Raw genomic sequence first — 18,637 nt, forward strand, 5'->3', positions numbered from 1 at the left:
GGCGAACCAGCGCGCGACCCGATCATAGCGGACGACGCCGGTGATGCCAGAACCGCCCGCACCACGACCACTCCCGCGCCGACGAGCGGCGCGCCGCCCGAGGAGCCGCCTTGTCCGAGAACCCGTACCAGCAGCAGCCCGACCCGTCGCAGGGGACGCCCGCCCCCGGCGACCCGGTCTCCGGGGGCTCCGCCGCGCCGTCGGACCCGACGCCCGGCTACGGCCAGCAGCCCGGGGCCGGTGACGCGTACGGCCAGCAGGCGTACGGGACGCCGGGTGCCCCGGGCTACGGACAGCCGACGCCCGACCAGGGCTACGGCTCCGCCCCGCAGCAGGGCTACGCCCAGCAGGGCTACGGCCAGCAGCCGGGCTACGCGCAGCCCGGCGCCTACGGCCAGCCCGGGGCGTACGGCCAGCCCGGCTACGACCCGGCGTACGACCCCCAGGCGAAGTCGCGCCTCGCGGCGGGCCTGCTGGGCATCCTCGTCGGGAGCCTCGGCATCCACCGCTTCTACCTCGGGTACACCGGCATCGGCCTGACGATGCTGCTCGTGTCGGTGCTCTCCTTCGGGTTCGCGGCGCCGGTCATCGCGATCTGGGGCCTCGTGGAGGGCATCCTCTACCTGACCTCGAAGACGGGCTACTACTCCGTGGACTCGACGGGCCGCCCGCTGCGCGCCTGACCTCCCGACGGCGGGCGGGGTCCGCGCCGTCTCGACGACGAGGCGGCCCGCGGACCCCGGCCCGACGGCACCTGCCGCCCGCCGGTCCACGGCGCTGGTCCACGGTGCCGATCCACGGTGCGGCGCCCGGTCCGGGCACGCTCCGGCGTCGGCTAGCGTGGGCCCGTGCTGCTCTCCGACCGCGACATCCGGGCCGAGCTCGACGCCGGCCGCGTCCAGCTCGAGCCGTACGACCCGGCGATGCTCCAGCCGTCGAGCGTCGACGTGCGCCTCGACCGGTTCTTCCGGCTGTTCGACAACCACAAGTACCCGTTCATCGACCCGTCGCAGGACCAGCCCGACCTCACGCGCCTCGTCGAGGTCGACCCGGCGGAGCCCTTCGTGCTGCACCCGGGGGAGTTCGTCCTCGGGTCCACGTTCGAGACGGTCACGCTGCCCGACGACGTGGCGGCGCGCCTCGAGGGCAAGTCGAGCCTGGGTCGCCTCGGTCTCCTCACGCACTCCACCGCCGGGTTCATCGACCCGGGCTTCTCCGGCCACGTGACGCTCGAGCTGAGCAACGTCGCGACGCTGCCCATCACGCTGTGGCCGGGCATGAAGATCGGCCAGCTGTGCTTCTTCCGGCTGTCCTCGCCCACGGAGAACCCGTACGGGTCGAGCGTCTACGGCTCCCGCTACCAGGGCCAGCGCGGCCCGACGGCCTCCCGCTCGTGGCAGAGCTTCCACCGCACCGACGTCTGAGCGCGGCCCGCCGCGTCGGACGCCGCCCGACCCCGCAGGACCCGAGGCCAGGAGGACCGCACCGCATGAGCCCGCTCCCGCCCCTGCCGCACCCCGCCGGGCCCGGCGCCGCGCAGTCGTACCAGGCGCGGCACGTGCTGGGGCTGCCCGCCGACGTCCTCGTGGACGAGGTCGAGACGCTCGCGCTCTCGCGGTTCGCGGGTGCGCGGTGGGACGTCGCTCCGGAGGGCACCGAGCCCCTCGTGCCGCCCGCGCGCACCGCGCGGCCCGGAGAGCCGGGCGTGCTGCGCACGTCGCGCCACACGACGCTCACCGGGCCGTACGCGGGCCCCGGCTCCGGCGTGCCGGGCACCGCGCTCGTGTTCGACGTCGTCTGCCCCCGCGAGCGCGGGGACGTCCCCTACCCGGGCGGCGGGGACCGGGACGGCGTCGGGCGCGCGTTCCCCGGCGGCCTGCCGGTCCGGGAGGAGGAGCGCGTGGTCGCGTTCCTCGTCGCGGCGGCGCGGCGTCTCGGCGGCTCGCTCCGGACCGACGTCGGCAACCCGGCCGGGCCGGGCGTCGTCCTCGCCCCGGACCCGGGCGTCGCCGTCGACATGACCCTGTACTCGGACGTGTGGCTCGACCCGCACGCCGCGCTCGCGCTCGTCGGTCGGCTGAACCCCCGGACGCGGCTCGCGACGGAGGGCAAGCCGTACGAGGGGCCGCCGAAGGGCATCACCGAGCTGCCGCTCTACCCGGGCGAGAAGATGGACCCGGAGCTGCGGCGCGCGCTGCACGCCGCGGCGGACGACGTCGACATCAAGGCGCTGACGACGGGCGCGGTGCTCGACGGGTACGGCCTCCTCGTCGACCTGGGCATGGACGGTCTCGTCGCGGTCGAGGTCGGCGGCGAGGAGGCGCTGCCCCTCCTGCTGCGCGGGCTGCCGTGGACGGTGGACGGCGCGGTGAGCTACCGCGTGCGCTGGGAGCCGCAGGACCTCGCCGAGTCGCAGCGGGAGCAGCCGTCGCTCGACCACCAGATCGCGCGCAAGCGCGCCGCGGAGGTGGTCACGCAGGTCACGCGGACGCTGCACCAGGCGGTCGGCGGGGAGATCGCGGACGAGGCCGAGTTCCTCGTGGACCCCGAGGATCTGTGACGGCCGACTGAGGAATCGGTCACGGACGGGGCTGCGGGCGCCCCGCACGGCTGAGGAGTCGGTAAAATGATTCTCGGCCCGGCCTCGTCGGCGCCGTGAACTGTCGTGCCCTGCGGCTTCCCCCCGCCCGGGCGCGGCGATGACAAGTCCAGCAAGAACTTCGCCCACCCGCCCCCGACCCGGACGGAGCGGCCCGTGCTCTACGTGCTCCTTGCCCATCTCGTGATGGCACTGGGCGCGCCTGCACTCGTCTCGTTCCTCGGCCGCCGGGCGTTCCTCGTCATGGCGCTCGCGCCGGCGTCCGCGGCGGTCTACGCGCTCGCCTGGACCGAGCGCGTCATGTCGGGAGAGCACCCGACGCAGGTCATCGAGTGGGTGCCGGGGCTGGGGCTCGAGCTCGCCTTCCGCATGGACACGCTGTCGTGGCTCATGCTGCTGCTCGTCGGCGGCGTGGGCGCGCTCGTCCTCGTCTACTGCTCGGCCTACTTCTCGCCCACCGCGCAGGGCCTGCGGCGGTTCGGCGGCGTCCTCACCGCGTTCGCGGGCGCGATGGTCGGGCTCGTCACCGCGGACGACATGCTGCTCCTGTTCGTGTTCTGGGAGCTCACGACCGTCTTCTCGTACCTGCTCATCGGCCACTACGCCGACCGCAAGGCGAGCCGTCGTGCCGCCATGCAGGCGATCATCCTCACCACCGCGGGCGGCCTGGCCATGCTCGTGGGGGTCGTGATCCTCGGGGTCCAGGGCGGGACCTTCCGCATGTCCGAGATCATCGCGGACCCGCCGACGGGCGGCGCCGTGACGGCGGCGATCGTGTGCCTCCTCGTCGGGGCGGCGAGCAAGTCCGCGCTCATCCCGTTGCACTTCTGGCTGCCCGCCGCGATGGCGGCGCCCACGCCGGTGAGCGCCTACCTGCACGCGGCCGCGATGGTCAAGGCCGGTGTCTACCTCGTCGCGCGCTTCGCGCCCGCCTACTCGGACACCACGGTCTGGCGCACGCTCGTCATCGTGCTCGGCGCGGGCACGCTGCTCGTGGGCGGCTACCGCGCGCTGCGGCAGTACGACCTCAAGCTCGTCCTCGCGTTCGGCACCGTGAGCCAGCTCGGCCTCATCATCCTGCTCGTGGGCCTCGGGACGCGAGGCGCCGCGCTCGCCGGGCTCGCGATGATCGGCGCGCACGCGATGTTCAAGGCCTCGCTGTTCCTCGTCGTCGGCGTGGTCGACGCCGCGGCCGGGACGCGCGACCTGCGCCGCCTCACGGGCGTGGGCAAGGCCCTGCCGTGGACGGCGGTCGCGGGCGGGCTCGCGACCGCGTCGATGATCGGGCTGCCGCCGTTCGCCGGGTACGTCGCGAAGGAGGCGGCGCTCGAGTCGCTCCTGCACGGCGAAGGGCCGGTCTGGGTGGACACGGTCGTGCTGTGGTCGGTCGTCGTCGGCTCGATGTTCACGGTCGCGTACGGCCTGCGCTTCTGGTGGGGCGCGTTCGCGTCCAAGCCGCACCTCGGTCGCTCGCCCGCGCGCGCCAACGCGCACGAGAAGGCGTGGGGGGCCGACGCCGGTACCGGCGCGCGCCGCCCGGCCGTCGAGGCCGAGGAGCCGCCGATCGACCCGGCGCGCATCCACCGCCAGCCGTTCCTGCTCGTGGGCCCGGCCGTCGTGCTCGCGGTCCTCGGGCTCGCGACGGCGCTCGTGCCGCACTTCGGCGAGGACCTCCTCGCCCCGTACGCGGACACCTACCCCGTCGGCGACCCCGGGCACCTCGTCCTGTGGGCCGGCTTCACCCCCGCGCTCGCGCTGACGGTCCTCGTGCTCGCGGTCGGTGTCGTGCTGTTCTGGCAGCGGTCGCGCGTCGAGCGGTTCCAGGCCTCGCTGTGGACGGGGCCCGAGGCCGACGTCACGTACCGCAAGGTGATGCGCAAGCTCGACGACCTGGCCGCCGACATCACGGCCGTCACGCAGCGTGGTTCGCTCCCGTTCTACCTCGGCGCGATCCTCGTGGTCCTCGTGCTCGGGCCGGGCATGGTCATGGTCGCGCAGACGGCGTGGCCCGAGCAGCTCCGGGCCTGGGACCGCCCCGCGCAGCTCGTCGCCGTCGCCGCGATCTGCATCGCGTCGGTGCTCGCCGCGCGCTCGCGCCGCCGGCTCAAGGCCGTGATCCTCGTCGGGATCGCGGGGTACGGCAACGCCGTCCTCTTCCTCCTGCACGGCGCGCCCGACCTCGCGCTCACCCAGGTCCTCGTGGAGACGATCACGCTCGTCGTCATGGTGCTCGTGCTGCGACGCCTGCCCGCGTACTTCTCGAACCGGCCGCTGGCGGCGAGCCGGTGGGTCCGCCTGGGGATCGGCCTCGCGGTCGCGGTCGTCATGATGGGCTTCGCGCTCGTCGCGCCCCTCGCGCGCGTCGCGACGCCCATCTCGGTCGACTTCCCGGCCGAGGCGTACGAGTTCGGGCACGGCAAGAACATCGTCAACGTGACCCTCGTCGACATCCGCGCCTGGGACACCATGGGCGAGATCTCCGTCCTCCTGGCCGCCGCGACGGGTGTCGCGTCGCTCGTCTTCCTGCGGTCGCGCAGCGGCGAGATCCTGCGTGCCTCGGGCGCGCGGCCCGCGACGACGGCGTCGGGCTCCGGCGTCTGGAGCGACACCGACGACCCGGGTGCGGCGCTGCGCCGCCGCGGGGTCACGGAGAAGGACCAGCCGCGCATGCTCGTGTGGCTGAGCGCCGGCCGCACCCTCGCGCCCCAGCGGCGCTCGGTGATCTTCGAGGTCGTCACGCGCGTGCTGTTCCACGCCATGATCGTCTTCGCGCTCTTCCTGCTGTTCTCGGGCCACAACGCGCCGGGCGGCGGGTTCGCCGCAGGCCTCGTCGTCGGCATCGCCCTCATCGTGCGGTACCTCGCGGGCGGCCGGTACGAGCTCGGCGAGGCCGCGCCCGTCCACCCCGGCCTGCTCCTCGGGACGGGCCTGTTCCTGTCCGCGGGCGTGGGGCTCGTCGCGTTCCTGCTCACCGGCAACGTGCTCGGCAGCGAGGCCTACGACCTCGCGCTCCCGCTCGTCGGGGAGATCCACCTCGTGACGTCGCTGTTCTTCGACGTCGGCGTGTTCCTCGTCGTCGTGGGCCTCGTCCTCGACATCCTGCGGACCCTCGGCGCCGAGATCGACCGGCACGCGGAACGCGCCGCCGCGGGCCGCGAGCCCGGCGAGGACACGGGGCCGCTCGAGGCCATGGAGCCCGACTCGATCGGAGGTGGCCGCCGGTGAACGCCATCGACATGGCGCCGAGCGTCGTCCTCGTCCTCGCGATCGGCGTGCTGTTCGCCGCGGGCGTCTACCTGCTTCTCGAGCGCAGCCTCACGCGCGTCCTGCTCGGGTTCATCCTCATGGGGAACGGCGCCAACCTGCTCTTCCTCGTCGCGGGCGGGCGCGCCGGGGGAGCGCCGCTCATCGGCACGACGCCCGAGGAGGACATGAGCGACCCGCTCGTCCAGGCGATGGTCCTCACGGCGATCGTCATCACGCTCGGCATCACGGCGTTCGTGCTCGCGATGGCCTACCGCTCGTGGCAGCTGCACGGCCACGACGAGGTGCAGGACGACCTCGAGGACCGCCGCGTCGCGCGGCACGCCGCCCGCAACGCGCCCGCGTTCGAGGACGCGGACACGGAGGAGAGCGGCGCGACCCTGGACGACGAGGCCGCCGAGGTCCGCGACGAGACCGACGGCGACGGCGACGGCGTCACGGACGGCGAGGAACCGCCGTCAGGCCCGGCCGGGCGGGACGCCGGGGACGCCACGGACGGCCGCACCGAGGGCTCCGACGCCCGACCCGATCACGCCCGACCTGACGATGCACGACCGGACGACGCACGGCCGAACGACCGACGGACCGACGGGAAGGAGCCGCGATGAACCTCACCGCCGCGGCCCTCGTCCCGCTCCCCGTGGTCCTGCCGCTCGTCGCGGCCGGTCTCGCGCTCGCCCTCTGGCGCCACCCGCGCGCGCAGCGGATCATCACGGTGGCCGCGCTCGCGCTCGTCCTCGCGGCGGCCGTCGGCCTCCTGGTCGCGGCCGACTCGGGCCCGATCGTCGTCGACGTGGGCGGCTGGGCCGCTCCGGTCGGGATCGACCTCGTCGCGGACCGGCTCTCCTCGCTCATGCTCGTCGTGTCGAGCTTCGTCATGCTGTGCGTCCTGCTGTACTCGCTCGCGCAGGGCGTGGCGGACGGCGACGAGGAGGCGCCGGTCGCGATCTACCACCCGACGTTCATGGTCCTCGCGGCGGGCGTGTTCAACGCGTTCCTCTCCGGCGACCTGTTCAACCTCTACGTCGGGTTCGAGATCTTCCTCGCCGCGAGCTACGTGCTCCTCACGCTCGGCGGCACGGGCGAGCGCATCCGCGCCGGGTCGATCTACGTGGTCGTGGCGCTGCTCTCGTCGATCGTCTTCCTCGTCGCGATCGCGCTGACCTACGCCGCGACGGGCACGGTCAACCTCGCCCAGCTCTCGGAGCGGTACGCCGAGATCGACCCGGGCACGGCGCTCGCGATCCAGCTCCTGCTGCTGCTCGCGTTCGGCATCAAGGCGGCGATCTTCCCGCTGTCGGCGTGGCTGCCCGACTCCTACCCGACGGCGCCCGCGCCCGTCACCGCGGTCTTCGCGGGCCTGCTCACCAAGGTGGGCGTCTACGCGATCATCCGCACGCAGACGCTGCTCTTCCCGGAGGACAGCGTCGTCGACGACGTCCTCATGTGGCTCGCGCTGCTGACCATGGTCGTGGGCATCCTCGGCGCCGTCGCGCAGAACGACATCAAGCGACTCCTGTCGTTCACGCTCGTGAGCCACATCGGCTACATGATCTTCGGCATCGCGCTCGCGTCCGAGCCGGGCATGGCGGCCGCCATCTTCTACGTGGTGCACCACATCACCGTGCAGACGACGCTGTTCCTCGTCGTCGGCCTCGTGGAACGCCGCGGCGGCTCGACGTCGCTCGACCGGCTCGGCGGCCTCGCCAAGCTCGCGCCCGGTCTGGCGATCCTGTTCTTCATCCCCGCGATGAACCTCGCCGGCATCCCGCCGCTGTCGGGCTTCCTCGGCAAGGTCGGTCTCCTCGAGGAGGGCGTCGCGCAGGGCACGCCGCTCACGTGGGCGCTCGTCGTGGGGTCCGTCGTGACGTCGCTGCTCACGCTGTACGCGATCGTCAAGGCCTGGAACAAGGCCTTCTGGCAGACGGCGCCCGTCGAGATCCCCGCGGATGCTCGCCTCCCGCGCGGGATGGTCGGGCCGGCGACGGCGCTCGTCGCGTTCGGCCTCGCGCTCACCGTGGTCGCCGGCCCGCTCTACTCGTACACGGAGCGCGCCGCCGCGACGCTGCTCGACGGCCACACGTACGTCGACGCCGTGTTCCCGGGGAACTCTGACCGGGGGCAGGGCGAGTCGAGCGACGTCGCCACGGGCGAGACGGACGGCGCGGGACCCGTCAGCACCGAACCCGCCGGTGCGGACGGGGGTGCGGACGGATGAGCCTGCACCGCCGCCGCCGCGCGCTCGCGTCCGGGTGGTTCGCCCGCGTCACCACGCAGTGGCGCACCATCCTCTGGCTGACGATCGTCTGGGTCATGCTCTGGGGCGACCTGTCGGTGGGCAACGTCCTCGCGGGCGTCATCATCGGGTTCGCCGTCATCACGTTCTTCCCGCTGCCGTCGATCGCGGCGCGCGGGAAGTTCCGGCCGTGGCCGTTCCTCGTGCTCGTCGGGCGCTTCGTCTCCGACCTCGTCGTCGCGTCGTTCCAGGTGAGCCTCCTCGCGCTGAACCCCCGGCACACGCCCCGCGGCGCCGTCGTCGGGGTGCGCCTGCGGAACCCGTCCGACATCTACCTGACCATCACGGCCGAGCTGTCGTCGCTCGTCCCCGGCTCGATCGTCGTCGAGGCGCACCGCCTCACGGGGATGCTCTACCTGCACGTGCTCGACGTCGAGACCGCGGGCGGCGTGGAGAAGATCCGCGAGGACACGCTCGCGCTCGAGGCGCGCGTGCTGCACGCGTTCGCGTCGAACGACGAGCTGCGGGCCGCCGGCCTGTACGACGTCCCGTCCGCGCGAGAGGTGGCCGAGGCATGAGCGACACCGTCTACCTCGTGATCGTCGTGGCGAGCGCCGTGCTGCTCGCCGCGGGAGCCAGCCTCGCCGTCGCGCGCGCCGAGCGCGGTCCCTCGATGCTCGACCGCACGATCGCGCTCGACGTCTTCACGACGACGCTCGTCGGGGCGATCGCGCTCGAGGCCGCGTTCTCGCGGCGCACGGACACCATCCCGATCCTCGTCGTGCTGTCGCTCGTCGGGTTCGTGGGCTCGGTGACGATCGCGCGGTTCGCGTCGGTCGAGCCCGAGGACGAGGGCCGCATCCGCACGGCCGAGGAGATCGCGGCCGAGGACGCCGCCCGCCGCGAGGCCGAGGAGTCCGACCGGGACGCGGCGGTCGACGGCGAGCACCACGGTGGCGCGCCCGAGGGGGAGGTGCGCTGATGGACCCGACCACCGGCCTGTGGGACACGGTCGCCGACGTCGTCTCCGCCGTCTTCCTCCTGTGCGGCGCGTTCCTCGCGTTCGCCGCGGGCGTCGGCGTCGTGCGGTTCCCCGACCTCCTGGCGCGCATGCACGCCGCGACGAAGCCCCAGGTCCTCGGGCTGATCCTCGTGCTCGCGGGCCTGAGCCTGCGGCTGCGCTCGTGGGGTGCCGTCGCGACGCTGTTCCTCGTCGTCGTGTTCCAGCTCCTCACGTCGCCCGTCGCGGCGCACATGGTCGGTCGTGCCGGGTACCGCACGGGCAAGGTCCGCACCGACCTGCTCGTCGTCGACGAGCTCACGCGCGACCAGGAGGCGGCGGAGCGCGAGGACACGGGCGAGCACGACGACACGGACCGGCACGGCGAGCCGGGCGCGACCGGCGACGTCGAGCTCGCCGACACGAGCGACCCCGGGCCCGACGGCGCGGGCGACCCCGGGTCCGACGGCGCGGGTCGTGCCGCCGGTGCGGAGGGCCCGGCGCGCTGACGTCGCCTCGCGGCGCGTGCGCTGCCGGGCCCGGTGCCCGGGCCCTGCACGCCCGGCCCGGGCGCGCCCGGCCTCCGCGCGCGGGTCGTGCACGCGGCTGGTAGACCGGCAGCATGCCCGACGCCCCCACGCCCGCCCCGCCGCAGCCGGAGTCGCGCAATCCGCGCGTCGCGCGACCGGAGGGCGGCGACAGCACGGTGACGGTGATCGTCGCGTTCCTCGCGAACGCGCTCATCGCGGGCGCGAAGACGGTCGCCGCGACGGTCACCGGCTCGGCGTCGATGCTCGCGGAGGCGGTCCACTCGTGGGCGGACACGGGCAACGAGATCTTCCTCCTCGTCGCCGACCGGCGCTCGCGCCGCCCGGCGGACACCGAGCACCCCCTCGGGTTCGGCCGCGAGGCGTACGTGTGGTCGATGTTCGCGGCGATCGGGCTGTTCGCCGTCGGCGCGGGGGTCTCGATCACGCACGGCATCCAGGAGCTGGTGCACCCCGAGCCGGCGGACAACTACGTCGTCGCCTACGCGGTCCTCGCCCTGGCGTTCGTGCTCGAGGGGGTGTCGTTCCTGCGCGCCCGGCGGCAGGCGCGTGCCGAGGCGCGGGCGGCGGACCGCGACACCCTGCACCACGTGCTCGTCACGTCGGACCCGACGCTGCGCGCGGTGTACGCGGAGGACGCCGCCGCGCTGATCGGCCTCGTGGTGGCGTTCGCGGGCGTCCTGGCGCACCAGCTCACCGGGTCGCCCGTGCCCGACGCCGTCGGGTCGATCGTCGTCGGCCTCGTCCTCGCGGTGGTGTCCGTGGTGCTCATCGACCGCAACCGGCGGTTCCTCGTCGGGGAGGCGGCGATGCCCGCGACGCGCGCCGCGGTGCTGACGGGGATCCGCGACCTGCCCGAGGTCGAGCGCGTCACGTACCTGCGACTCGAGTACGTCGGGCCGCGCGCGCTGTACCTCGTGGCGAGCGTGGACCTGCGCGGGGACGAGTCGGAGACGTCCGTCGCCCGTCGGCTCGACGAGCTCGAGCGTCGGGTGACGTCCGTGCCGCTCATCGCGGGCGCGGTGTTCACGGTCTCCGCCCCGGAGGAGCCGTCGATCGTCTGACCTCGCGGTCGACCCGGCCATCGATCTTGCCGTCGACCCGGCCCTCGATCCGGCCGTCGACCGGGCGCAGAACGGACGAAGCGGTACACATCCACGGGCGCGATGGGTAAGGTCGGGCGATGGTCTCGCAGCGCACGCCCCGGCACCGCTCGGCGGGGGCGGCGCCCGCGCCGTCCCCCGTGACCCCGTCGTCGTCCGCGCCCGCACGACGGCGGGGCGGCCCGTTCGCCCGGCACCTGCGGTCCGGTCCGCGCGTCGCGGTGACGACGGGCGTCGTGGCCGCCCTGCTGCTGGGCCCGGCGCTCGGGCTCACGGCCGCCACGGTGACGGGCGAGATCCGTCCCGAGCACGCGGGTCCGTTCGGCCCCGTCGTCGCGGCGCTCCCGTGGCAGGGGACCTCTCCGCAGGAGTGGCTCGCGGGCCGGGACCCGCGCGACGACCGCGCGTCGCGCACCCTGGCCGACGCGCGCGACGACCTCCCCTCGGACGTCCCCACCGCGCCGGGAGCGCCCGCGGCCGACGACGCCCCCACCGGCTCCGAGGCCTCGCCCGCGCCCGCGGCGGCCGAGGAGCCTCCCACCGCCCCGGCACCGACGGGCACCCCGGAGGACGTGCCGCCCGCGGGCGAGGCGGACCCCGCCGGCCCGGACGACGCCACCGCGACGGACCCGGCACCTGGCACCGCACCGGCCGACGCGGCGACTCCTGCCGCCGGGACCGCGACGGCCGCCGGAGCGGCGGCGCCGGGCAGAGCAGGTCCCGGGGCGATCACGGCGGAGGGCGCGGCGGTCGTCGAGCTGACGAACGCGGCGCGGGCCGCCGCCGGGTGCGAGCCGCTCGCCGTCGACGACCGCCTCACCGCTGCGGCGCAGCTCCACAGCGAGGACATGGACGCGCAGGGGTACATGGACCACACGAGCCTCGACGGCCGGTCGCCGTGGGACCGGGCCCACGCGCAGGGCTACCCGAACCCGGGCGCCGAGAACGTCGCGAAGGGCTACCGGACCGCGCAGGACGTCGTGCGCGGGTGGATGGACTCGCCCGGCCATCGCGCGAACATCCTCGACTGCGGCCTGCGGGAGATCGGCGTCGGGCACGCGAACGGGGCCTGGACCCAGGTCTTCGGCCGGGGCTGATCCCGGCCCCTCTCGTCGGCGGCGCACCGCCCGTCCCGCGTCTCGCGGGAGCGGGCCCACGCGCGGCGAATATCGCAGGTCCGCTATCTTATCGCCGGAAAGTGGAACGCTCCTGCTCGACGAGGAGTTCAGAATGGCCCCCACCGGACCCGCCGCACCGACCCCGTCCACCGCCGCCCCCGTCGCGGAGGAGCCGCGGCGCGCCGCTGCCCGGCGGCTCCGCGAGGGGCTCTGCGAGCGCCTCGCCGTCTGGTCCGTGCCGGCACTGCGGGTCGCCCTCGGCCTCGTCTTCCTCGGCTTCGGGGTGCTCAAGTTCTTCCCGGGCGCGAGCCCGGCGGAGCAGATCGCGCGCCGCACGGTCGAGGCGCTGACCTTCGGCCTCGTCGACGGCACCGCCGCCGTGGTCCTCACGGCGGTCGTCGAGACGGCGGTCGGGCTCGCGCTCCTCACCGGTCGCGCGCTGCGGGCGGGGCTCGTCGTGCTCGCCGTCACGCTGGCCGGCGTCCTCTCCCCGGTCGCGCTCTTCCCGGGCGACCTGTTCGGCGACGGCATGACCCTCATGGGTCAGTACGTGCTCAAGGACGTCGTGCTCGTCGCCGCCGCCGGGGTGGTGGCGGCGGCGACGCTCGGGGCCCGGTTCACGCTCGCGGCGGCGGAGCCGGCGCGCGCTCCGGCGGCGTGATGCCGGGGCGGGCCGCCCGCGGCGGGCTCAGCGCGCCGGTGCCGTGACGGTCGCCCGGGCCTCGCGGTCGAGGAGGCTGCGCTTGACGTCCAGTCCGTAGCGGAAGCCACCGAGGCTGCCGTCCGTGCGCAGCACGCGGTGGCAGGGCACGAACAGGGCCGCCGCGTTCATCGCGCAGGCGCCCGCGGCGGCGCGCACGGCGGCGGGCCGCCCCGACAGCTCGGCATACCGGGTGTAGGTCACCGGGTCGCCGGGCTCGACCGTGCGCAGCACGTCCCACGCGTGCGCGCGGTAGGGTCCCGAGGCCTGTCGCACCGGCACGGCGTCGATCGCCCGCACGTCGCCCGCGTAGTAGGCCCGGACCGCGGCGACGGCGGTCGCTACGGCGGGGTCGTCGTCGGGCACGGGGGTCACCTCCGCGGGGCGCAGCCCGGGGTGCACGAGGGCGACGAGGGACGCGGCGTCGTCGGTCCAGCCGGACGCGAGGACCGCGCCGGCGGCGTCGACGACGACCGTGAACGGACCGTCGGGCGTGGTGAGCGTCGTGGTGACGGCCGGGCTCGTGCCTGCCGTCGCGGTGGTGGTGGGAGCGGGTGCGGTGGTCACGGGGTCTCCTTCGGAGGGGTCGGGGCAGGCGCGGAGGCGCGCCAGAGGTGCATCGCGGCGTACGAGCGCCACGGCGCCCAGCGCTCGGCGCGGGCGGCGAGCGCGCGGCGGTCGTCGGGCAGGCCGAGCGCGGCGGCACCCGCGCGGAGGGCGAGGTCGCCGTCGAGCAGGACGTCGGGGTCGTGCAGCACGCGCATCGCCACGTACCCGGACGTCCACGGCCCGACGCCGGGCATCGCCTCGAGCGCCGCGCGCTGGGCCGCGGGGTCGTCGGCCGGGGAGAGGGCGAGCGACCCGTCGGCGAGCGCGTGCGCGACGCCGAGCACCGCCGCCGTGCGCCGGGCGGGGCCGCGCAGGTGGTCCGCGCCCCCGGCGGCGAGCTGCGCGGGCGTCGGGAACAGGCGTGTCGGCCCGAACCGCGACGCGAACGGCGTCCCGAGCGCGACGGAGAGCCGCGACAGGTGCGTCCGCGCGGCCGCGACCGAGATCTGCTGCCCGACGAGCGCGCGCACGAGGATCTCGGCGGCGTCCACCGCCCCCGGGACGCGGATCCCCGGGACCGCGTGGACCGACGCGGCGAGCGCCGGGTCCGCGGCGAGGGCGGCGTCCACGGCCGCGGGGTCGGCGTCGAGGTCGAACAGCCGCCGGACGCGCGCGATCGCCGCCGGGAGGTCGGCCACGGACGTCAGCTCGAGCTCCACGTGGAAGCGCGGCGGGCGCCGTCGGGTCCCGGGCGGCGGCCCGTAGGTGGCTCGGAGAGCGCCCGGCCCGTGCGGCAGCGCGAGCGTGCGCGCGTAGGAGAGCAGCGGGCCGTCGAGGTCGACGACCTCGACGCCGTCCACCGCACGCGCCGCGAGGAACGCGAACACGCCGTGGGCGTCGAACGGCTCGCGCAGCGGGAGGGTGAGGTCGAGCGCGGCGGTGGCGCCGCCGTCGTCCGCGGGGGACCCGGCGGTCTCGGCGCGCGAGCCGGGGTCGCCGGTCGACGTCGCCCGGTCGGGCCGGGCGCGACGGCGCAGCTCGCCCGGCGTCGTGTCGAAGACCTCGGCGACCGTGTCGTTGAACTGACGCACGCTGCCGAAGCCGGCGGCGAACGCGACGTCGGCCAGCCGCAGGTCGGTCCCGGTGAGCAGGGCGCGCGCCGTCTGGGCGCGCACCGCACGGGCGAGCGCGACCGGACCGGCGCCGAGCTCCGCGACGAGCACGCGGTGCACGTGCCGGGCCGAGTAGCCGAGGCGGGCGGCGAGGCCGTCGACGCCCTCGCGGTCCACGACGCCGTCCGCGACGAGGCGCATGGCCCGGGCCGACAGGTCGTGCCCGAGGTCCCAGCTCGGCGTGCCCGGCACCGCCTCCGGGAGGCAGCGCTTGCACGCGCGGTAGCCGGCCTCGTGGGCGGCGGCCGAGGTGAGGTAGAAGGTGACGTTCTCGGGCTTCGGGGTACGCGCCGGGCACGACGGCCGGCAGTAGATGCCGGTGCTGCTCACGGCGGTGATGAACTGCCCGTCGAAGCGGCGGTCGCGCGACGCGATGGCGCGGTAGCGCTCGGCGAACACGGGGTCCGTGGTCGCCGGGCGCGTCGCGAGGGTCGTCGTCATGACTCGATCCTCACCCGCCGGACCACGCCGTGGCTAGCGGGATTCGGACACGACGGTGAGCGGCGTCAGACGCGTGCGTCGAGCCAGTCGAGGACCTCGCGCAGGTACGTCGACCGGGCAGGCTCGGGGGAGAGCGCGAGGTCGTGCGCGCCGCCCTCGACCGTGACGACCGTGACGTCGTCGCCCAGCCGCTCGGCCCGCGACGTGATGTGCCCGACGTCGAGCACGCTGTCGGTCGTGAGCAGGGCGTCGTGCCAGCCCGACGCCGGGCCGCTGCGCGCGGAGGCGAGCACGAGCACCGGGCAGTCGACGTGGAGCCCGCGCGCGACGCGGGCGTGGCCGCGGCGCACCGCCCGCAGGAACCCGGCGCGCACGGGGAACCCCTCGATCGGCTTCCACGCGAGGTCGAAGTCCCACTCGCCGCCGGTGCTCGCGTGCAGCGCCTCCGCCCAGTGCGGGTCGAGCGCGCCCACGACGAGCCGCGGCGCGACCCGCCCGACGACGTCGACCACCCACGTCACCGGGCCCCGGAACACCCACGGCTTGTTGAGGTCGAACCACGGGCTGTTGAGCACGAGCGCCGCGAGCCGGCCGGGCCGCGCGTCGGCCCACAGGCTCGCGAGGAGGCCCCCGGTCGAGTGCCCCAGCACCACGATCCGGTCGTGGCCCTCGGCGCGCACCGCGCGCGCCGCCGCGTCGAGGTCCTGCGCGTAGACGGCGAGGTCGGTGACGAAGTTCGGGTCGTCGTCGGGCCGCGACGGCGCGCCCGTGCCGCGGCCGATCGAGCGCCCGTAGCCGCGCAGGTCGACGGCGTAGAACCGGTATCCGCGCGCCTCGACGGCCTCCGCGACGTGCGTCTGGAAGAAGTAGTCGATGAACCCGTGCACGTACAGCACCGCGGGCCGGTCGCCCGCGGGCGCCGCGGCGTCGCGCCGCACCAGGGTCGCCACCGCACCGTCCGGGAGGTCGAGGTCGCGCGCGACCCAGTCCCCGCCCAGCACGTCGGGCCGCCAGGTCCCGTCCGTCCGCGTCGCCTCGTCCACCGCCGCCTCCTCGCTGCTCCCGGCACCGCCGGCCCGACCCCTCTGCCGTGCCAGGGTCCCACGTCGTGCGCACCCGCGGCCGCCGACGGGCGGTAGCGTGACGCGGATGACGAGCGAGATCCTCGCCCGCGTCGACGACGGCGTCGGGCACCTCACCCTGGACCGGCCCCGCGCGCTCAACGCGCTCGGGTACTCGATGCTCGGCGAGATCGCCGACGTGCTGGACGAGTGGCGCGTCGACCCGACCGTGCGTCTCGTGCTGCTCGACGGCGCGGGCGACCGCGGCCTGTGCGCGGGCGGCGACATCCGCGAGCTGCACGCGTCGGTCGTCGCCGGGCAGCAGGCCGACGCGCGCCGGTACTTCCGGCGCGAGTACGCGGTCGACGCGGCGCTCGCGGAGCTGCCCGTGCCCGTCGTGACGATCATGGACGGCATCACGATGGGCGGCGGCGTCGGCCTCGCGGCCCACGCGCCGGTCCGCGTCGTCACCGAGCGCTCGCGCGTCGCGATGCCCGAGACGCGGATCGGCTTCACGCCCGACGTCGGTGGGTCGTGGCTCCTCGCCCGCGCGCCCGGGCGGCTGGGGGAGATGCTCGCCCTCGGCGCGGTGACGATGGACGCCGCCGACGCGATCCACGCCGGGCTCGCCGACCACTACGTGCCGAGCGAGCGGCTGCCCGTGCTCGGCGCGGACCTCGCCGCGCTCGCGGGCGCGGGCGTCGACCCGCTCGACGTCGAGGCCGTGCGCGACGTCGTGCGGCGGCACGCCCTCCCGGCGCCGGTGTCCGGGCTCGTCGCGCGCCGCGCCGCGATCGACGCCGCGTACGCGGCGGACACGGCGCCGGAGATCGTGGCCCGCCTGCGCGCGGCCGCCGCGGACGGCGACGAGCGTGCGGGCGCCGAGGCGGACGAGCTCGAACGGCTCTCGCCCACGGCGGTCACCGTCGCGCTCGCGGCCGTCCGCAGCGCGCGCGGCCTGCCCGACCTCCGCGCGGCGCTCGCCCAGGAGTACGGGCTCGTCTGCTGGTTCGTCGACACGCAGCCCGACCTTGTCGAGGGGATCCGCGCGCAGGTGGTCGACAAGGACCGCGACCCGTCGTGGCGCCCCGCGACGCTCGAGGAGGTCGACCCCGCGCTCGGCGCCGAGGCGCTCGCCTACGTGCCCGCGGAGGCGCTGTGGGACGACGCCCTCAGCCCGCGGCTCGCGCGTCGCGCGGTCGAGGCCGTCGTGCGCCGGTTCGGCGAGGGGGAGCCGACGCCCGACGAGCTCGCCGAGGCGCACGACGACCTCGTCGTCGAGCTCGTGGAACGGCACGCGGACGGGAGCACCGTGGTGCACCTCGCCGACACGTGCGGCGAGCACTTCCTCGACGGCTACTGGCCCGCCGTGCGGCTCGACGCCGTCGGTGACGTCGTCGAGGTCACCGTCGAGTCCTGAGCGGTCCTGGACGCACGACGGCCCGCCCCGGTGCTCCGGGGCGGGCCGTCGTGTCGTGCGGGGTGCGGGCCGCTCAGTCGGTCGGCGGGCGCAGCCGCGTCGCGTCGTCGATCTCGTCGTCGGGACCGGCCTGCGTGCCCGAGCCGTCCTGGCCGGCGCCCGGCTGCGGCGGGAGCGGCTGGGTCGGTGCCGGCGGCTGGTGCGGCGGCAGCGGCTGGGTCGCGCCCGGCGCGACGGGCGGCTGCGCGGGCAGCGGCGTCGTCGGGGACGACTGCGGGTGCGGCGCGCCGGGGGGCGCGAACGGCGCGGCGCCCGGGTAGCCGCCCTGCTGCGGCGGTGCCGGCGGCTGGCCGCCGTACGGGCCACCCTGCTGGCCCGGGCCGGACGGCGTCCCGTAGCCCTGCGGCTGGCCGGGCTGACCCGGGTACTGGCCCTGCTGGCCGGGCTGACCCGGGTACTGACCCGGCTGGCCCGGGGCTCCGGGGTACTGGCCCTGCTGGCCGGGGTGCGCGCCGGGCTGGCCGTACTGACCCGGGTACTGGCCCTGCTGGCCCTGACCGGGGTACTGGCCCTGCTGGCCGGGCTGACCCGGGTACTGCCCCGGGGCGCCGTAGACGCCCTGCTGGCCGGGCTGGCCGGGGTACCCGCCCTGCGGGAAGCCGGTGCCCTGCCCGTCCTGCGTGCCGGGCTTGGAGCGGAGCACGAGCCACAGCACGAGGCCGATGATGCCGAGCAGCACGAGGCCGCCGACCAGGAACCAGATCCACGCCGACGAGCCGGACCCGTCGGAGCTGTCGGCGTCGGGCGCGGTCGCGCCGTCGTCGGTCCCCTCGTCCGTGCCCTCGTCCGTCCCCGAGCCCGCGGAGCCGCCGCGCACGGCCGAGCCGCGCGCCGTCATCTCGTTGACCTCGCCGACCACCGGGGTCCACGTCACGGTGTTGCCGTCGACCTCGCCGTTGGACTCGGCCACCTCGCCGGGGAACGTGATGGCGATCTTGATGTCGAGACCCTCCATCATCTGCCGCGACATCTCGTCGGTCGCCGCGTCCCCCGTGTCCGGGTTGAACTCCTCGCCCGTCATGTCCATCGAGCCGCTCACGACGTAGTCGTCGCCCTCGCGGGTGACGGAGATCGAGTCGGCGGCGCCGGTGTCGAGCTGCGCGATCGGCTGGTCGGCGTAGGTGATCTTGGTGCCGGTGTAGCCGTCCTGCGCGTACGGCTCCTGCGTCGCGCCCTCCGGCATCTCGGACTCCATCTCGGAGCCCATCTGGTCCCAGAGCTCCTGGGGGTCCGAGCCCATCGACTCGGCGACCTCGTCCGAGAACGCCATGACGACGCTGCCGTCGAACGTGTCGTCCTCGTTGAGGGTGATGGCCATGTCCATCCTCATGCACCCCGTGAGGAACAGTGCGAGGGTGGCGAGGAG

At 75.4% G+C, this 18,637-nt stretch carries 17 protein-coding genes; 13 read left to right on the forward strand and 4 right to left on the reverse strand.

Going from position 1 to position 18,637, the window contains the following annotated elements:
* Positions 1-110: 110 nt before the first annotated feature.
* The 12 genes from ACZ4MO_RS01940 to ACZ4MO_RS01995 all read left to right on the forward strand — a co-directional run bounded on the left by ACZ4MO_RS01940 (position 111) and on the right by ACZ4MO_RS01995 (position 12,529).
* Entirely contained in the window at positions 111-683 is a 573-nt protein-coding gene (locus tag ACZ4MO_RS01940) for an NINE protein (protein WP_175007480.1), read from the forward strand.
* Between the two features lie 165 nt (positions 684-848).
* Positions 849-1,424: a dCTP deaminase gene (gene dcd / locus ACZ4MO_RS01945; protein WP_074805252.1), complete on the forward strand. Its 576-nt coding sequence runs from the start codon at positions 849-851 to the stop codon at positions 1,422-1,424.
* A 65-nt stretch (positions 1,425-1,489) separates the two neighbouring features.
* Positions 1,490-2,560 carry a hypothetical protein gene (locus ACZ4MO_RS01950; protein WP_175007481.1) on the forward strand — a complete coding sequence of 357 codons (1,071 nt, stop codon included), beginning with the start codon at positions 1,490-1,492 and terminating at the stop codon, positions 2,558-2,560.
* A 204-nt stretch (positions 2,561-2,764) separates the two neighbouring features.
* Complete coding sequence (locus ACZ4MO_RS01955) at positions 2,765-5,824, forward strand: Na+/H+ antiporter subunit A (RefSeq protein WP_499278595.1); 3,060 nt, start codon at positions 2,765-2,767, stop codon at positions 5,822-5,824.
* A complete protein-coding gene (locus tag ACZ4MO_RS01960) occupies positions 5,821-6,471 on the forward strand; it encodes a Na(+)/H(+) antiporter subunit C (RefSeq protein WP_499278582.1) in 651 nt (216 codons plus the stop codon). The genes ACZ4MO_RS01955 and ACZ4MO_RS01960 overlap by 4 nt, the downstream gene beginning before the upstream one ends.
* Positions 6,468-8,081, forward strand: coding sequence for a Na+/H+ antiporter subunit D (locus tag ACZ4MO_RS01965; protein WP_175007483.1), 1,614 nt, complete (start codon positions 6,468-6,470; stop codon positions 8,079-8,081). The genes ACZ4MO_RS01960 and ACZ4MO_RS01965 overlap by 4 nt, the downstream gene beginning before the upstream one ends.
* Entirely contained in the window at positions 8,078-8,677 is a 600-nt protein-coding gene (locus ACZ4MO_RS01970) for a Na+/H+ antiporter subunit E (RefSeq protein WP_074805261.1), read from the forward strand. The genes ACZ4MO_RS01965 and ACZ4MO_RS01970 overlap by 4 nt, the downstream gene beginning before the upstream one ends.
* Positions 8,674-9,081: an MrpF/PhaF family protein gene (locus ACZ4MO_RS01975; RefSeq protein ID WP_175007484.1), complete on the forward strand. Its 408-nt coding sequence runs from the start codon at positions 8,674-8,676 to the stop codon at positions 9,079-9,081. The genes ACZ4MO_RS01970 and ACZ4MO_RS01975 overlap by 4 nt, the downstream gene beginning before the upstream one ends.
* Positions 9,081-9,608 (forward strand): monovalent cation/H(+) antiporter subunit G, encoded by a 528-nt coding sequence (mnhG, locus tag ACZ4MO_RS01980; RefSeq protein WP_175007485.1) that lies wholly within the window; start codon positions 9,081-9,083, stop codon positions 9,606-9,608. The genes ACZ4MO_RS01975 and mnhG overlap by 1 nt, the downstream gene beginning before the upstream one ends.
* Before the next feature lie 113 nt (positions 9,609-9,721).
* Complete coding sequence (locus ACZ4MO_RS01985) at positions 9,722-10,711, forward strand: cation diffusion facilitator family transporter (RefSeq protein ID WP_175007486.1); 990 nt, start codon at positions 9,722-9,724, stop codon at positions 10,709-10,711.
* Between the two features lie 119 nt (positions 10,712-10,830).
* Positions 10,831-11,847, forward strand: coding sequence for a CAP domain-containing protein (locus tag ACZ4MO_RS01990; RefSeq protein ID WP_222592327.1), 1,017 nt, complete (start codon positions 10,831-10,833; stop codon positions 11,845-11,847).
* 133 nt (positions 11,848-11,980) lie between these two features.
* On the forward strand, positions 11,981-12,529 hold the full coding sequence (locus tag ACZ4MO_RS01995; protein ID WP_175007487.1) for a DoxX family membrane protein: 549 nt from the start codon (positions 11,981-11,983) through the stop codon (positions 12,527-12,529).
* A gap of 27 nt (positions 12,530-12,556) precedes the next feature.
* Here the strand turns inward: ACZ4MO_RS01995 and ACZ4MO_RS02000 are convergent, their stop codons facing one another.
* The 3 genes from ACZ4MO_RS02000 to ACZ4MO_RS02010 all read right to left on the reverse strand — a co-directional run bounded on the left by ACZ4MO_RS02000 (position 12,557) and on the right by ACZ4MO_RS02010 (position 15,773).
* A complete protein-coding gene (locus tag ACZ4MO_RS02000) occupies positions 12,557-13,135 on the reverse strand; it encodes a methylated-DNA--[protein]-cysteine S-methyltransferase (protein ID WP_175007488.1) in 579 nt (192 codons plus the stop codon).
* Entirely contained in the window at positions 13,132-14,730 is a 1,599-nt protein-coding gene (locus ACZ4MO_RS02005) for an AlkA N-terminal domain-containing protein (protein WP_175007489.1), read from the reverse strand. The genes ACZ4MO_RS02000 and ACZ4MO_RS02005 overlap by 4 nt, the downstream gene beginning before the upstream one ends.
* Before the next feature lie 65 nt (positions 14,731-14,795).
* Positions 14,796-15,773, reverse strand: coding sequence for an alpha/beta hydrolase (locus tag ACZ4MO_RS02010; RefSeq protein ID WP_209828164.1), 978 nt, complete (start codon positions 15,771-15,773; stop codon positions 14,796-14,798).
* Positions 15,774-15,879: 106 nt separating this feature from the next.
* On the opposite strand from ACZ4MO_RS02010, the gene ACZ4MO_RS02015 reads away from it, so the two are divergent.
* Positions 15,880-17,211, forward strand: coding sequence for an enoyl-CoA hydratase/isomerase family protein (locus ACZ4MO_RS02015; protein WP_222592328.1), 1,332 nt, complete (start codon positions 15,880-15,882; stop codon positions 17,209-17,211).
* Positions 17,212-17,284: 73 nt separating this feature from the next.
* On the opposite strand, the gene ACZ4MO_RS02020 is transcribed toward ACZ4MO_RS02015, so the two are convergent.
* Positions 17,285-18,589 carry an LppM family (lipo)protein gene (locus ACZ4MO_RS02020; RefSeq protein WP_186810315.1) on the reverse strand — a complete coding sequence of 435 codons (1,305 nt, stop codon included), beginning with the start codon at positions 18,587-18,589 and terminating at the stop codon, positions 17,285-17,287.
* Positions 18,590-18,637: the final 48 nt, after the last annotated feature.

It is taken from the genome of Sphaerisporangium cinnabarinum (assembly GCF_055567015.1).